General features: G+C 66.5%; 14 protein-coding genes. 6 read left to right on the forward strand and 8 right to left on the reverse strand.

Going from position 1 to position 15,019, the window contains the following annotated elements:
* Positions 1–29: 29 nt before the first annotated feature.
* From AB0I43_RS18640 to AB0I43_RS18655, 4 genes are all read left to right on the forward strand, one after another.
* Positions 30–914, forward strand: a complete 885-nt coding sequence (locus AB0I43_RS18640; RefSeq protein WP_356980989.1) for a patatin-like phospholipase family protein — start codon at positions 30–32, stop codon at positions 912–914.
* Positions 915–1,185: 271 nt separating this feature from the next.
* Entirely contained in the window at positions 1,186–2,568 is a 1,383-nt protein-coding gene (locus AB0I43_RS18645) for an aspartate aminotransferase family protein (protein WP_356980991.1), read from the forward strand.
* A gap of 46 nt (positions 2,569–2,614) precedes the next feature.
* Positions 2,615–3,523, forward strand: a complete 909-nt coding sequence (locus AB0I43_RS18650; RefSeq protein WP_356980992.1) for a universal stress protein — start codon at positions 2,615–2,617, stop codon at positions 3,521–3,523.
* A 17-nt stretch (positions 3,524–3,540) separates the two neighbouring features.
* Positions 3,541–5,868, forward strand: a complete 2,328-nt coding sequence (locus tag AB0I43_RS18655) for a heavy metal translocating P-type ATPase (RefSeq protein WP_356980993.1) — start codon at positions 3,541–3,543, stop codon at positions 5,866–5,868.
* Positions 5,869–6,006: 138 nt separating this feature from the next.
* Here AB0I43_RS18655 and AB0I43_RS18660 read toward each other — a convergent pair whose 3' ends face one another.
* Both AB0I43_RS18660 and AB0I43_RS18665 read right to left on the reverse strand, forming a co-directional pair.
* On the reverse strand, positions 6,007–6,663 hold the full coding sequence (locus AB0I43_RS18660; RefSeq protein ID WP_356980994.1) for a nitroreductase family protein: 657 nt from the start codon (positions 6,661–6,663) through the stop codon (positions 6,007–6,009).
* A 216-nt stretch (positions 6,664–6,879) separates the two neighbouring features.
* Positions 6,880–7,464 (reverse strand): TetR family transcriptional regulator C-terminal domain-containing protein, encoded by a 585-nt coding sequence (locus AB0I43_RS18665; RefSeq protein ID WP_356980996.1) that lies wholly within the window; start codon positions 7,462–7,464, stop codon positions 6,880–6,882.
* 78 nt (positions 7,465–7,542) lie between these two features.
* Between AB0I43_RS18665 and AB0I43_RS18670 the strand changes: the two genes are divergently transcribed.
* Complete coding sequence (locus AB0I43_RS18670; RefSeq protein ID WP_356980998.1) at positions 7,543–7,761, forward strand: DUF5708 family protein; 219 nt, start codon at positions 7,543–7,545, stop codon at positions 7,759–7,761.
* Positions 7,762–7,849: 88 nt separating this feature from the next.
* Here AB0I43_RS18670 and AB0I43_RS18675 read toward each other — a convergent pair whose 3' ends face one another.
* From AB0I43_RS18675 to AB0I43_RS18690, 4 genes are all read right to left on the reverse strand, one after another.
* A complete protein-coding gene (locus tag AB0I43_RS18675) occupies positions 7,850–8,806 on the reverse strand; it encodes a hypothetical protein (RefSeq protein ID WP_356980999.1) in 957 nt (318 codons plus the stop codon).
* 217 nt (positions 8,807–9,023) lie between these two features.
* Positions 9,024–9,917, reverse strand: coding sequence for an alpha/beta hydrolase (locus AB0I43_RS18680; RefSeq protein ID WP_356981000.1), 894 nt, complete (start codon positions 9,915–9,917; stop codon positions 9,024–9,026).
* A gap of 73 nt (positions 9,918–9,990) precedes the next feature.
* Positions 9,991–10,563, reverse strand: coding sequence for a dihydrofolate reductase family protein (locus AB0I43_RS18685; RefSeq protein WP_356981002.1), 573 nt, complete (start codon positions 10,561–10,563; stop codon positions 9,991–9,993).
* A gap of 208 nt (positions 10,564–10,771) precedes the next feature.
* Positions 10,772–12,040 (reverse strand): hypothetical protein, encoded by a 1,269-nt coding sequence (locus tag AB0I43_RS18690; protein WP_357432461.1) that lies wholly within the window; start codon positions 12,038–12,040, stop codon positions 10,772–10,774.
* Positions 12,041–12,417: 377 nt separating this feature from the next.
* Here AB0I43_RS18690 and AB0I43_RS18695 point away from each other — a divergent pair, with 377 nt between their 5' ends.
* Positions 12,418–13,497, forward strand: a complete 1,080-nt coding sequence (locus tag AB0I43_RS18695) for a hypothetical protein (protein ID WP_357432462.1) — start codon at positions 12,418–12,420, stop codon at positions 13,495–13,497.
* A gap of 200 nt (positions 13,498–13,697) precedes the next feature.
* Here AB0I43_RS18695 and AB0I43_RS18700 read toward each other — a convergent pair whose 3' ends face one another.
* Both AB0I43_RS18700 and AB0I43_RS18705 read right to left on the reverse strand, forming a co-directional pair.
* The gene (locus tag AB0I43_RS18700) at positions 13,698–14,351 is read right to left on the reverse strand and encodes a response regulator transcription factor (protein ID WP_356981008.1); all 654 of its coding nucleotides are present in this window, start codon (positions 14,349–14,351) and stop codon (positions 13,698–13,700) included.
* A complete protein-coding gene (locus AB0I43_RS18705; protein ID WP_356981010.1) occupies positions 14,336–14,743 on the reverse strand; it encodes an ATP-binding protein in 408 nt (135 codons plus the stop codon). Before AB0I43_RS18705 ends, AB0I43_RS18700 begins: the two co-directional genes overlap by 16 nt.
* Positions 14,744–15,019: the final 276 nt, after the last annotated feature.

Below are 15,019 nucleotides of genomic sequence, written 5' to 3' on the forward strand. Positions count from 1 at the left end.
CCGATCCGGATCATCCGCAGGAGGCCGAGATGGCGACTAGTAAGCGTGTCAAGCTCGCGCTGGGGAGCGGCGGTGCGCGCGGCTATGCCCACATCGGCGTGATCGCCGAACTGCGGGACCGGGGATACGAGATCGTCGGGGTCGCGGGTTCCTCGATGGGCGCCCTGGTCGGCGGCTTGCTCGCGGCCGGTCGGCTGGACGAATTCGCCGAGTGGGCAACCACTCTCGGGCAGTTCGAAGTCGTTCGTCTGCTCGATCCGGCGCTCACCGAACCCGGCGTGATCCGCGCGACCAAGGTGCTCGACCGAATTCGCGAACTACTGGGCTCCGTCCGGATCGAAGACCTCGATATTCCGTATGTCGCCGTCGCCACCGATCTCGGCGCGGGGCGTTCGATCTGGTTCCAGGACGGTGATCTCGATTCGGCGATCCGGGCCTCTATCGCCATCCCCGGCTTCATCACCCCGGTGCTCATCGACGGCCGCGTTCTCGTCGACGGGGGCGTCTTGGACCCGCTACCCGTCGTGGCCACCATGGCGCTCGGCCCCGCGGACATGATCATCGGCGTGGATCTCACCGCCGCTCCGGACCCGGCCTACGACCGCGAACCGCCACCGGCCACCTGGCTCGGTCAGTGGTGGCGCATGCCCGCGCATCGCCATGCTCGCTCGCCCGCCGAAGTGCACCCCCTCGCCGGTGTCGGCGCCATCGACGTGGCACAACGCGCCATCGACTTGATGCTGGCGGCGCTGACTCGTACGCGTCTGGCCGCGCACCCGCCAGACCTCGTCATCGAAATTCCCCTGAACATCTGCGGCACGATGGATTTCCATCGCGCCGCGCCGATCATCGCGGCCGGCCGTTCCTTCGCCGCCGCTGCCCTGGACAAGCTCGCTGTCGCCGACAACCGGTGACGAATCTGCGTCTCGATTCTTCGCGCCGTTCACCGGGTAACGATCGACTCGTGATTGGTTGCTATTCGATTGCGATAATTCTCCGAGCGCGTTGGTCGGGCCTGCTCGGAAGCCGATTTCGGGAGGCAGGGCCGCCTTTGTCCGTGCTGGACAGCCGCCGATTCGGCTGCTTAGGCTCGCATCGCATGGTTGCTGAACTGTGAATATCCGTGCCCCGGTGACCCGGCACTGCGATCGCTGCGGCGGTGCGATGAGAACTCAGGAGGAGAGCATGTCCGCGAGCGCTCGGTCGATGTCCGCCTCGGAGGCAGCGCGCATCGTGCGTGACAACCTATGGATGCACTTCACCCCGCAAGGAGCCGGGAGCGAGAATGAGGTCCCGGTCATCGTCCGTGGTGAAGGCGCCTACATCTATGACCAAACCGGCCGGCGCTACCTCGACGGCCTGGCGGGCCTGTTCGCGGTCCAGGTCGGGCACGGACGTGCGGAGCTGATCGAAGCCGCCACCCGGCAGACCCGCGAGCTCGCCTATTTCCCGCTGTGGGGATACGCGACGCCGCCCGCGCTGGCACTGGCCGAGCGACTCGCGGCAGCAGCGCCCGGCGACATCAATCGGGTGTTCTTCACGGTCAGCGGCGGTGAGGCGGTGGAGACCGCGTGGAAGCTGATCCGCCAATTCTTCAAGCTGACCGGTAAGGCGACGAAACACAAAGTGATCAGCCGGTCCATGGCGTATCACGGCACCTCCATGGGTGCTCTGTCCATCACGGGAATCCCCGGTGCCAAAACGCAATTCGAGCCACTGATACCGAGCACCCAGCGCGTGCCCAATACCAATTTCTACCGGGCCACCGAGCACGCCGACGACTACGCAGCCTACGGACTGTGGGCGGCTGACCGGATCGAGGAAGCGATCCTGTTCGAAGGCCCCGAATCGGTGGCCGCGGTGTTTCTCGAACCGGTTCAGAACACCGGTGGCTGCTTCGTGCCACCGCCGGGGTATTTCCAGCGCGTCCGGGAGATCTGTGACCGCCACGACGTGCTGCTCGTCTCCGACGAGGTGATCTGTGCCTTCGGCCGGCTCGGATACGAGTTCGGCGCCCAGAAGTTCGGCTACCAGCCCGACATCATCACCACGGCCAAGGGTCTCACCTCGGGCTACGCGCCGCTGGGCGCAGTGCTGGTCAGTGATCGAATCTTCGAACCCTTCTCCCGCGGTGCGACTTTCATGCACGGCTCCACCTACGGCGGGCACCCGGTCGGCTGCGCGGTGGCCATGGCCAACCTCGACGTCATCGGAAACGAGGATCTTTACGGCCGTGTCCGCGGCCACGAGGCGGCATTCCGTTCGACGCTCGAAAAGCTCTACGACCTGCCGATCGTCGGTGAGGTGCGCGGTGCCGGATACTTCTGGGCCATCGAGCTGGTGCAGGACCGAGCCGGCAAGGCGCGGTTCACCGACGAGCAGGCCACGCGCGTCCTGAAGGACCACATCTCCAAGGCGCTGTTCGAAGCCGGGCTGCACTGCCGCGCCGACGATCGAGCCGAGCCCGTCATTCAGCTGGCGCCGCCTCTGATCTGTGGTCAGGCGCATTTCGACGAGATGGAACAGGCGCTTCGATACGCGCTCTCGGGCGCGGTCGATCTCCTCTGATCCGGGCGAGGCGTGCCCTGGCGACGTCAGCGAAGGGATGGACCAGTTGATCCACGATGATGGCAGCGCGGCGCACACGCCGGCCTCGGCGAGTGTGGTGGTAGGGGTCGACGGAAGCCCGGCCGGGAATCTGGCGGCGCGGTGGGCAGCCGAGGTCGCCGCCCGGCGAAACCGCGAATTGCTGCTCGTCCGTGGGTTGAACCTCGACGCCCTCTATGGGCCACCGAAGACGCGGCCGCGATGGCTGCGTGAAGCGGTCTATGACATGGCGGAACAGGCCATGGCCGAAGCGACAGCGCACGCGCGCAAAGTAGACCCGGAACTTCGGATCCGGCACGAGATCGAGCCCGGAGATCCCGTCGAGTTGCTGATCGAGCATTCCCGCAGTGCCTACCTGGTGGTGCTCGGCGGTCCCGAGGACCGGCTCGGTCTCGGGCGGCTCGGGTCGGTACTGCTCTCGGTGGCCAGTCGTGCGCAGGGCCCGGTCGCGGTGGTACGCGGAGGCCGTAACGGACCCACTGTCGACGGGCCGGTCGTCGTCGGCGTCGACGGAAGCCCGGTCAGCGAGGCCGCGACGGCCGTCGCCTTCGATGTCGCGGCCTCGCGCAACGCCGCACTGGTCGCCGTGCACTGCTGGTCGGACCCGTTCGCCGGGAAGTTCGCGCGATTGCTCCAATCCGCGGACGAGGCCATCGATTCCGGCGCGCAGGCACGGGCGCTGTTGTCCGAGCGACTGGCAGGGTGGCGGGAAGAGTATCCGCGAGTGACCGTGGAACCCGAGCTGTCCGAGAACGCGCCCCAGGACGAGCTGCTGTCCAGGTCGGAATCGGCCCAGCTGATCGTGGTCGGCAGCCGCGGTCGTGGTGGGTTCGCCCGGCTGCTGCTGGGTTCGACCAGCAGTTCACTGCTCGACCGGGCGCAGTGTCCGATTGTCGTCGTCCCTCCGCCACAGTGAGCCCGGGCACGATCGACATGGCGGGCAACACATCCGGACGGCTCCGGCGGATACGGGACCGGCTGCGGCGAGCGAAAACCGCTGTCCTGCTGACCAACTGCCTGCTGGCGCTCGGACTCGGTGGGCTGATGTGGCTGATCGGGGCGCACAAGGCGGCCGACGTCTTCTGGATCACCGGCACCGTCATCGCGTGGCTGGCCGCGACGGAGGAAGTGGTGGCGGCGCTGCGCAAGGGCCGGCTCGGCGTCGACATGATCGCGTGGCTGGCGCTGATCGGCACCCTGCTGGTCGGGGAGTACCTGGCCGGCGCGCTGATCGGCGTCATGCTCGCAACCGGTGCGGCGCTGGACGCGGCAGCTGAACGGCGCGCCGCCAAGGATCTGCGCGTGCTGCTGGATCGGGCGCCGCGCACCGCCCGCCGTCGCCTCGGCGAGAGCATCGAGGTGGTGCCGCTGGATGCGGTGGCCGCGGGCGACATCCTGCTCGTCGGTCCTGGCGAGGTCGTGCCGGTCGACGGCTGGCTCAGCGCCGATAACGCCGAACTCGACGAATCCGCGCTCACCGGCGAGCCGCTCACCGTCACCCGGGGGCACGGCGAACTGCTGCGCAGCGGAATCGTCAATGCGGGAACGGCTTTCGAGCTGCGGGCACGCGCCAGCGCACAGGACAGCACCTACGCCGGCATCGTGGCACTGGCCCAGAACGCCGCTTCCGAACGCGCGCCGATGGTCCGCGTCGCCGATCGGATCGCCGGCTGGTTCCTGCCGCTGGCACTCGTGGTGGCCGGGGCGGCCTGGGTGTTCAGCGGGTCCGCGGTCCGAGCGGTCGCAGTGCTGGTGGTGGCGACACCGTGCCCGCTGCTGCTGGCCGTGCCCGTGGCGATCGTGTCGGGACTTTCGCGCGCCTCCCGGCTCGGGGTCGTGATCCGCGACGGCGGAGCGCTCGAGAACCTGGGGCACGCAACGACTTTGCTGATGGACAAGACCGGAACGCTGACCACCGGACGGCCCACGGGCATCGAGGTGCTGACCGCGCCCGGCGGCGACCCGCTGGAGGTCCTGCGTATGGCCGCCTCGGCCGATCAGCTCTCGGCCCACGTGCTCGCCGAAGCGATTGTGGAAGAAGCCGGCAAGCGCGATCTGGTGCTCTCGGTTCCCGCCGACGTGCACGAGGAAGCGGGTACCGGGGTGCGCGCCGTCGTGGACGGGCGGGTCGTCGAAGTAGGCAATCTGCGGATGCCCGGCGATGATGCGGGATGGGCCCGCGCGGTGCGCACGCGCGCCGCACTCGATGGTGCGGCCGTGGCCTGGGTCGCCGTCGGCTCCGAGCTGACCGGCGCTGTCCTGCTGACCGATCCGATCCGCGGTGATGCCGCCCGAACCCTGCGCCGGCTGCGCGAGACGGGGTTGAATCGCCTGGTCATGTTGACCGGAGATCGGCGCGAACCCGCCGAGGAAGTCGGCGCGGTCCTCGGCATCGACGAGGTCTACTCCGAGCAGAGTCCTGCCGACAAGGTGGGGCGGGTGCGCGCCGAAACCGCGCGCGCCGCGACCGTGATGGTCGGCGACGGCATCAACGACGCACCCGCGCTGGCCGCGGCGACGGTCGGCGTGGCGATGGGCGCGCGCGGCTCCACCGCGGCCTCGGAGGCCGCCGACGTCATTCTCCTCACCGACCGCCTCGACCACCTCGCCGACACCATGACCATCGCCCGCCGATCCCGTGCGATCGCCACACAGAGCGCGGTCGCCGGAATGGGAATGTCGTTGGTGGCCATGGTTTTCGCCGCCTTCGGACTGCTACCGCCCGCCGCGGGCGCGCTGCTGCAGGAGGTCATCGACATCGCGGTAATCCTCAACGCGCTGCGCGCCTTGCGCGGCGGACGAGAGGAGAACCAGCGGCTACCTCAGGCCACCACCCAACTGCTGCAACGCTTTTCGGAGGAGCACGACGACATGCGCGAGGACCTGGCGCTGCTGCGCGAGACCGCGGGCCTGCTCGCAGACGGTGACCTGAACGCCGCACACGCTGCGTTGCGCCGCGTGGACAGCTTCTTGTCCGACACCTTGCTGCCGCACGAGGACGCCGAGGAACGCGAACTGTATCCGGCGCTGGCCGCCCCCCTCGGCGGTGCCGAAGCGACCGCCACCATGGTCCGGTCGCATACCGAAATCGACCGTCTCGCAAGGCGTTTGCACGCGCATCTGGAGCAGGCCGATGCCGATGGCGGGATCGGTCTCGGTCAGCGGGATGATCTGCTGGCTTGCCTCTACGGGTTGAATGCCGTGCTGCGACTGCACTTTGTCCAGCAGGAGGAGAACTACTTCACCCTCGGGGACCTGTGACCTGTGCCCCGGCGATCGATCACTCGATCGCCGGCCGAGGGTGGAGATGGGGCGGAAACCGCCCCCGACCTGGTCGGGCTGACAGGATCCGAATCTGCGACCGCCTGACCCGCATGGCGCCCCTGGATTCGGGGATAGCTACCACCCGTTGACGTGCAGCACCGTTTCGAGTGGAGCGCGCTTGGCGGGCTTGAACTCCGTGCCCTTCGTATACGCCACCGGCAGCAGTACGCCCTGCCGAATGTTCGCGGGGATGCCCAACGCCTGCGCGACCTCACGCTCGTATTCGAGATGCAACGTCGTCCACGCCGACCCCAGTCCGCGCTCCCGCAGCGCCAATGCCAGACTCCACGCTGCCGGCAACAGTGAACCCCACAGTCCGGCTTGATTCCCTTCCGGGAGTTGGCCACCCGGGACGTGGATGGCTCCGATCACCAGGGCCGGTACCTGTTCCATGATCTCCGCCAGGTAGGTGGCGCTGGAGGCCACCTTCTCCGCCGTCTCGAGGTCTTTCGGCGGTTTTGCCGCCCGGGCGGCCGCGCCTGCCTCGGCGTAGGCGAAGTAGGACTTGCGGTAGTACTCCGCCACGATCTTCTTCGGTTCCGGGTCGGTCAGCACGAGCCAATGCCAGCCCTGCGTATTGCTGCCCGACGGCGCCTGCAACGCCACCTCGAGCGCGTCGGTCACCACCTCCAGTGGCACGGGTCGCTCCAAGTCGAGGCGCTTGCGCACCGACCGGGTGGTGGTCAGTACCTCGTCGGCGGACAGATCCAGATGCGGGAAATCTTCGGCCATGGCTGTTTCCTTCGAATGGTGGGCGGGACTAGCGTTCGCGGGCCGATGCTCCCGCGCTGACCACGATCTGATCGTGGGCGATCGCTTCGTGGTGGTAACTACATTCGACCATTGCCCGGATGGGGGCGCCGCAGCTGGCCCGGCGGACATCCAGAAGGGTGCCCTCGGGGTCGGCGGCGTACGTGTCGCCCCACTGCATCATCAGGGGTTCGGGCTTCAGGCGAGACTCCGCAGGTGTTGAACAATGACGGATTCGGCCGTGTGCACGGCGCCGGCATCGCCGAGCAGTGCGTGCAGCGCTATTCCGTCGATCAGCGCGTGCAGCCGGATCGCCTCGGCATCGATGTCGAGTGCGGGCCTGATCAGCCCGTATTCGGCCAGTCGGGTCAGCACCGTCACACAGCCCGCGCGCAGTTCCCGGTAGGCGTCCAGTGCGATTTCTTTCAGTAGCGGGTGGGCCGGACTTTCGGCGACCAGTGCGAGATTGACGTCCATCTCGCAGCGCCGATTGGCGTCGAGCGGGAGAAACTCGGCGATGACGGCGAGGGCTCGTTCCCAGGGGTCGGTGATCGTCACGTGCGCCTCGGCCCGTTCGCGAACTCGCTTCTGCACCAGCCGCATCGAATAAGCCAGCAGTTCTGCCTTACTGGCGAACACGTGGCGCAGGGACCCGGTCGAAATCCCGGCCTCCGCTGCCACATCCCGGACCGATACCGCGCTCACACCGTCGCGCTGGATCACCCGCCAGACCGCCTCGGCGATCTCCTGCTGTCGCTGCGCATGGTCGATGAGTTTGGGCACCTAGGTTATGGTAGTACAGTCGTACTAGCAAAGACAGCTCGGCGGGCCGGCCCGATCACCGCAGCTGGAAGGAGAAGCATGCGCAACCATGTCATTTCGATCCTCATCGGCGTCGCACTGCTGGCTATCGGTTTGGCGCTGTGGTTGTTCGCCGGCCATATCGAGACGCCTGTGATTTCTTTGCCCAAGGTAGGGGTGGTGGTTGCCATCATCGGTGGCCTCGACGTCGTGAGTTCCGGGTTCGCCATGGTCCGGCGGCGGTTCGCGAACGCCGACACATCGAGCCGGTCGGCGTAGTCGAACCTTGACGCGCTGAGAGATTTCCCGCACTGGCTGATGCACATGAGACACCATTGGAGGGGTTGCCGGAGCAGAACGAATGGCGTCAGGCGGGTTGGTCCGGCTCGGAACTCTGGATGTACGTGATCGCCGTTCCGGAGGCTGCCGCATCGATGATGTGGCCGTTGGCCACGGCCCAGGCTCTGATCGCGTCAGTCGCGGATTTGTCGACATACCCACTCGCCAGGGGCGCCCAGTGGCCATCCCGAATGCTCTCCGCGCTCATCCCGTGTGCGGTGAGAAGTCGCGAGAGCTGTTCGAACTCGGTCGGTGTCACGAAAGCCAAGTAGAAGTCCTGCCCGGATTCCAGTGACGCCAGAACGGTACCGAGGGCGAAAGCGCGCTCACCGACGTGCTCGAGGAACGCTTCGACATGACCGGGCCGGTCGGCCGGCAGGACGAAGCCGGCGACCCAATCCCAGGACAGTGCTGCGGGAGAGGAGCTCAGCGCGGTCAATTGCGCGCGGACAGAACGGAGTTCGGCCTCACGAGATATAGCCGCGATATCCGGTGTCTCGGCGTCGTGGGACGATTCGGATCCCTCCGGTATGAGCAGTGCCCGCCGCTGGGCCATGAGGGACCGCGCGCGGAACTCGGTATCAGGTTCCTGTCGGGCCCAGTCGCTGGCAGTGGCCGCGTACCGAGAGGTTTGGCGCACTACGCGGTCGGGTTCGGGTGGGGCGGGCCAGAACTGGAGCAGGTAGCGGTCCAGTTGTGGCTCATCGTCGAGTCGGGTGTCTTTCTCGCGGGCCTGGTCCATGCCGCGCGCGCAGTACCGGACCCGGTAGTCGAGTCCCTCTTTCAAGTCCAATTCCCAGGAGTCCTCACCGGCCCACTGCATCAGGAAGCTCTGCTCGGAGAGCGGGTAGAACGAGACCTCCACCACGTCTTCCCAGGCCGGGTCCAGCGCGGGGGCCTGGCCGCGCACTTCGACGGTGAAGCCGACGTGGCCGGTGTGCAGACCGGTGCGGAGAAAAGTGCGCCGGGTACTGCGGCGCCGCACAGGCCGACGCTCTGCCCGGCGAACGCCTCTCGCATGCCCGGGTTGTTGTTCATGGGGTCGCTTTCGACATAGAGCTGGCCGTAGTGGACATGCACTTCGCCGTCGAGTCTGAACACTGCTCGCACTTTCTTTCAGGATCGAGTGAGATCCGGCTTGCATGGTCTGTCTAGCACTCTGCCCGACGGCCGGACCACAGGGAGATGCCGATCTTTCGATGTCATGTGGTGGGTTCCGATGGCCGATCGAGGAAAGCCTCGATGACCGGCAGCAAAAGCTCCGGGCGATGGACGAGACTGACGTGAGAGGTGCCGGGCAGAATTGCCAACTGCGCCTTGGGCAGACCGGCGGGAGTGTCGCCTGAGACGTCGCCACCGAAGACGCGGAACATCTCCACTCCGTGGTCGAGCCGGACCGCGTCGGAGTCGCCGATGACGGTCAGGGTCGGCGCGGTGACGGCGCGCACCGCTTCGGTGTGGAAGGTGGTCATGGCGTTCACGTCGTGCTCACGGATCCTGGCGACCAACTGCGGGAAATCCTCCGGGCGGGGCGCGTTCTTCAGGTAGTCGGTGTGAAAGGTGGTTCCGTGCAGCATTTCCGGCTTCAGCTCGGCGATTCCGTCGAGCAGGCCCGGCCGGAGCCCGTCGGGATCGAGGCTGCCCGCGGCGAGGATCTGTTTGCCGATCAGGTCGGGGTGGGTGAGAGTGAGTTGCAGGGCGATGCCCGCGCCCATGCTGTAGCCGAAAATGTCCGCATTCCGCACGCCGATCGAGTGCAGCAGGGCCGCGGTGTCCTCGGCCATCTGGGCGTCGCGCAGGGGTCGGTCGATATCGGCGGTGCGGCCGTGGGCCTGCTGCTCGATGGCGATGACCTGGCGGGTCTCGGACAATTCCGGGATGAGCTGACCGAAGTCGGTGTCGATACCGGACAGCGCGCCGTGCAGCAGTACCAGTGGTGGCGCGCTGGAGGGCTTTCCGTGGATCTCGTAGTACATGTGCAGGCCGTTGACGTCGGCGTAATGGCCTGGGGCCGATGCCTCGGAGTCGGTGGCGCACGCGGCCAACAGTGTGGTTGCGGCCAGGGCGGCTGCGGCGAGTAATGGGGCGATCTTCATCTCTGGGTCTCTCTCGAGGGCAGGTGATAGGCGGGTCGGATTGCGAAGAGGTGCCGCCCTCCAGGCGCGTTCGTCACCGGATGACGTCGAAGACGTTGAGCTGCACGCCGTTCGAGAACGCCGCGGACTCGACGAGTTCGAGCTTGCGGGTATCGGTGTCGGCGGTGGAGAACAGGCGCTTGCCGGCGCCGAGCAGCAGCGGGAACACCAGCAGGTGGTAGCGGTCGATCAGGCCCGCGTCGGACAGGGCGTGGTTGAGCGAGGCACTGCCGTGGACGATGATCGGGCCGCCCTCGGTTTCCTTGAGCGCGGCGACCTCGTCGAGCGAGCGCAGGATCGTGGTCTCGCCCCAGTTGGTGACCAGATCGTCCTCGGTCAGCGTGTTGGAGACGACATACTTCGGCATCTGCTTGTAGTCGGCGAATTCCGCCATGTCGGGCCATACCGGGCTGAAGGCCTGGTAGCTGACCCGTCCCAGCAGCATCGCGGTGGCTTCGCCCTGTTCGCGGCCTTTGATCTCGAACGCCTCCGGGACGAAGTCGATGTTCTTGAAAGTCCACCCGGCGTTGCGGTAGCCGGGCTCGCCGCCGGGGGCCTCCATGACGCCATCGAGGGAGAGGAAAGCGGAGCTGATCAGAGTGCGCATGAGGATTTCCTTCTGTGTTGCGGATGGTTTGCTATTAGCTGGACGTTGGTCCAAGAACGAGAATACATAACTTCTGGACACTGTCCAGAAGTAATCTGAACGATGTACAGAAACTGTGCCGATCAGGGTGCGCCCGCGTGAGCGACACCACATCCGCGACCCGCCGCTGACCCCCGGGAGTATGACGGCTGGTCGCATGATCCCGTTCTCACGACACGTCGAGCCCTGGGTTCGAGGCGATCGCCTCGAGCAGGGCTTGCGAGACCGGCTCGTCGGCAGCGGTGACGCTGGAGTCGACCGTGATCTGTGTCCCGGAGGGTCGGGTAACGGTCACCGTGCGCGATCTACGCGCCGTGGACTTCGTCGGCCCCGATGCCGTGTACTGCGATTCCTCGGTCGTGAGCACCGCACCGTCGGCGAGGCGGCGCGAGGTCGCGTCGTTGTCCGGCGAATCCTGTTGTGGGAACGGTTGTCCGATGATGATCTTGATGCTCAGCAGCGAGTCCTGCTCGGGTATCCCGAGTCCGACGATCTGGCAGACACCCCCGCCCATGTAGGCAGGCAGCAGCGCACCCAGCGGAGGGGAGAGGGTCAATCCGTCGAGCGGGATCCCCACCAGCACGGCGTTCCAGCGGCGGGCCTGGGCCTCGGCGATCGGCGGGGACTGCTTCACTCCGGTGATGCACCAGCGGGGCGGAGCGAACGTTGCGGGCGGAATCGGCGCTGTGACGCGAAGTCCCGGGGTGGTGACGATCGTGACGAGTTCCTCGACGGTCAAAGGGACAGCCGCCGCCCGGCCGGTGACCTCGTCGGTAGCGTGCGCGCGCACGACCGTCCCGTCGGGCAGGTAGGCGGTGGCGGTCCGGGACAGTGTGCGAACCCGGTTCATCTCGTGCCAGGTGTCGTGGGTGTCGACGATCGTGCCGTCGGCCAGCGTGCGTCTTTCGTCGAGATCGCCCGCGACGCACGGCGGTACCGGCTGGGCGGACTGGCGCACACTCACCCGCAGCGCGCCCGCGCGGTCGCCGCGCAGCAGCGTGGCGTGCGCGGCGGTGTCGCTGCCGTAGTTCTCCTGTTTCGGGTCTTCGCCGAGGATCGGCTCGAACAGCAGCGACTGCTGCAGCGAGGCGTAGGCGATCTCGACATCCTCTGGTAGCGCCGCGTGCAGTGCCTCTGTCATTGCTGTCGCCTTGGGTCCGGAGAACCACGGATAGAACGGATTGTCGTATCCGTACTTGTCGAGGAAGACCACGCTGGACGGGCTCCCGTTCCGTGGTGGTTCGACGGTTTCACACCCCGGAATCTGCACCGGAAACTGTACGGGTGGGGTGACATAGGAGTCGCCGGACTGTGGTGTGCTCGGCGCGGGGTCGAACAGCAACCCGGCGGCCAGGTAGGCGGCTGCGACGACCGCTGCACAGGTCAGACCCACTTTCCAGTGGCTGACAGTTCCGTCGGCTTTTTCCGCGTCGTGCACTGTGTCTGTCCGTTCAGGATCGAAGTGAGGTCCGGCCCGCGTTTCCTACGCAGTTCGGGGGTTGACCGGTGCGAGCATGAACGCCGACCGGCAGGCAGAGCCGATTCCGGCGACCAGTTGGCATCGTTCGCGCACGAATCTCGTGCTGCGGGCGCCGGTTACCTGCGCTTCGCGCGCGGAGAGCGCACCTGGTCCGGACAGCAACTACTCAGGCCGACGTGTCCGCGATGGAATGGCACAGAGCGCCCAGCAGAGGACAGGAGTGCGAACAGCCGAGTGAACATGACCCTCCTTCTGGTGGCGTGCCCGACAACAAGCACCGAGCGTAGAAAGTTCTGGAAGCTGGTGGTATGGGTCTGGACCCAGAGTTGGAGTGGGTGAAGACCGACTGGCAGCGCGCACAGCGCCTTGGCAAGATCGCGGCCATGACCAGCACCCCCACCACTCCGCCGAGGCCGTTCGACGTCACCACCGTATTTCCCGCACTGGCTCCGCTGGCACGCACGGCAACCCGGTTGCACCCCCGCCCCGGGGCGCCCTCACCGCATGAAAGTTCTATCGGCGGACCGCTGCTCTGGCCCGCCGACGAGCCGTGGCCACATTGCGACGAACCTCATGAGGTTGACGGAATCAACCCGGCCCTGTCCCCAGCGGAGGTGCGGCTGGAACGACGTATCCGTGCCGCCTCGCGCGGCAGGACCCTGACTCCGCAGGAACAAGAGACCCTCGACAAAATCCGCCCCCCGCAGGAGTATCCGGTCACACTGGCGATCACCCACTATGAGGGTCCCATAGCGATGCTGCCGGTCGCACAGCTCTACGCGCGAGACGTGCCCGATCTACATACACCTGCGGGCGCAGACCTGCTCCAGGTCCTGTGGTGCCCCTTCGACCACACGGCGGGCATGCCCAAGACCGCGCTGTTCTGGCGCTCGGCCGCTTCAGTCACCGACATCCTCCCCGCGCCCCCCGAACCGCCCGCGATGCAGTTCGACGGCTACCTGCCCGAGCCGTGCCTACTCAACCCGGAGCGGGTCACCGAATACCCCGATCGCAGGGAGTTGAGCAAAGAACTTCAGCAGCAGATCGGCGACTGGAGCCTGTGGCAGGCAGCCCAGACGGGTGTGGACAGCGCCTACGCGCCGTACCCGCAGGAGTTCTACGACCTCGAGTTGTCCGTCGCTCCCGGCTGGAGAGTCGGCGGCTGGCCTCGCTGGGGCGCCGCCGATCCCAGCCCCCTGCGCTGTCCTACCTGCGACAGCGACATGGATGCCCTGCTGACCATCGCCACGTTCGAGGGCGCCACCAACAGCAGCTGGTTCCCACACCGGGAACCGGCGCACGATCCCTCCCTCGGCTTCAACCACACTGCGGTCCAAATAGGCAGCGGCTACAGCCAGCAGCTCTACGTCTGCCGGACGGCGCCGGAGCACGCCCACATCGAGCTGATGGGCTAGCCGGCCACAACAGGTTTCTCGCATGCCCGAAACCCTCCGTGCCAGAGGAAGAGCACTTCGAACATCACTGAAGGCCACTGCGGGAATCGGCACCGGACAAGGTCACCGGCGTTCTCGACTGCTGGGCCGAACGCTCCCGGCTCACCGTCACCTGGTTACAGGTCTGGACCCAGAATTGCTGTTGTCGACCGGTACGCCACCTACTGCCGGACGTCATCGAGGTAGGCCAGGACGGCCAGAACTCGCCGATTGGCGGTCTCGTCGGGGCTGATACCCAGTTTGTCGAATGTAGTCGTGGTGTACTTGCTGATCGCACCTTTGCTGAGTGAAAGGCGTTGCGCGATAGCGCTATTGGACATCCCCTCGGCCATGAGCGCGAGTATCGATCGTTCGCGCGCGGTCAGGCGAGCGATTTTGGACGCGGTTTTCGGCCGGGCGAACAGCTTCGATACCAGGGCCGGGTCGAGCGCGGTGCCGCCGGCGGCGACGCGTTCCAGGGTGTCGATGAACTGGTCGGCGTCGAACACACTGTCCTTCAAGAGATATCCGACAGCTCCCGCGCTGTCACCGAGGAGTTCGCGAGCATAGATCTGTTCGACGTACTGCGACAGGATCAGCACCGGCAGACCCGGAATCTGCTTGCGTGCGGCGAGCGCCGCCTTCAAGCCCTCGTCGGTATTCGTGGGCGGCATGCGGATGTCGATGATCGCCACATCGGGCCGGTGTTCGAGCAGAATGTCCAGGGTTTCCGGACCTGTGGTCGCCGTCGCGACGATCTCATGGCCGTAGGCCTCGAGCAATCGTACGAGGCCGTCACGCAAAAGGTATAGGTCCTCGGCTACAACAATGCGCACGGTACCTCCAATCGAAATTTGGTCGGACCGCCTACCGGGCTGGTGAGGGCGAGTGTGCCGTCGAAACTTGCCAGACGTTGGCGGATCCCGTCCAGCCCGCCGCCGGGCACGATCTTCGCTCCGCCTGGTCCGTTGTCCTCGACCTCCACCTCGACACCGTTCGTACGCTTGCGCAGGCGCACGATTACCGATGCCGCGGGGGCCGTCTTCGCGACATTGGCGAGCAGCTCGGCGACAGCGAAGTAGATCGCCGCCCCTACCGGGAGGGTCAAGTTCATCTGGTCGGGGGCATCGACCCTGACGTCGACGGGGCTGTCGAGTGCGAGGGCGCGGATGGCTTCGACTATGCCTCGTTCGACCACGGTTCCGGCGTTGCTCAGCTCGCCGAGCAACGCCCAGGTTCGCTCCTCGTCCTGCGCCGACCCCAGGCGGTGAGTGCGAAGATCAGCTCGTCGGCACCGGCCGCGGTGGCGAGTGCACCGCACCATCGCAGGCTCGCCGACATCGTCGACCTCGAGCCGACATCAGCAACAACTTCCCTGAAGCCGCTGGTCCGTCGTGATTCGATGGGTGACGCAATGGCGCGTCCACTCCGTCACGGTGAGGTTGAGTTCATGCGACAGTCTCGCTCCTGGTTCTCGGCGACTCTCGGCGGGTTCGCCAAAGCG

This window comes from Nocardia sp. NPDC050435 (assembly GCF_040655395.1).
In the GTDB taxonomy this organism is placed as follows: domain Bacteria; phylum Actinomycetota; class Actinomycetes; order Mycobacteriales; family Mycobacteriaceae; genus Nocardia.

Bases quoted from the DNA above. Each gene is read 5' to 3' on its own strand.
- AB0I43_RS18640 (WP_356980989.1), top strand. From the start codon at position 30: ATGGCGACTAGTAAGCGTGTCAAGCTCGCGCTGGGGAGCGGCGGTGCG.
- AB0I43_RS18645 (WP_356980991.1), top strand. From the start codon at position 1,186: ATGTCCGCGAGCGCTCGGTCGATGTCCGCCTCGGAGGCAGCGCGCATC.
- AB0I43_RS18655 (WP_356980993.1), top strand. From the start codon at position 3,541: ATGGCGGGCAACACATCCGGACGGCTCCGGCGGATACGGGACCGGCTG.
- AB0I43_RS18660 (WP_356980994.1), bottom strand. From the start codon at position 6,663: ATGGCCGAAGATTTCCCGCATCTGGATCTGTCCGCCGACGAGGTACTG.
- AB0I43_RS18670 (WP_356980998.1), top strand. From the start codon at position 7,543: ATGCGCAACCATGTCATTTCGATCCTCATCGGCGTCGCACTGCTGGCT.
- AB0I43_RS18680 (WP_356981000.1), bottom strand. From the start codon at position 9,917: ATGAAGATCGCCCCATTACTCGCCGCAGCCGCCCTGGCCGCAACCACA.
- AB0I43_RS18685 (WP_356981002.1), bottom strand. From the start codon at position 10,563: ATGCGCACTCTGATCAGCTCCGCTTTCCTCTCCCTCGATGGCGTCATG.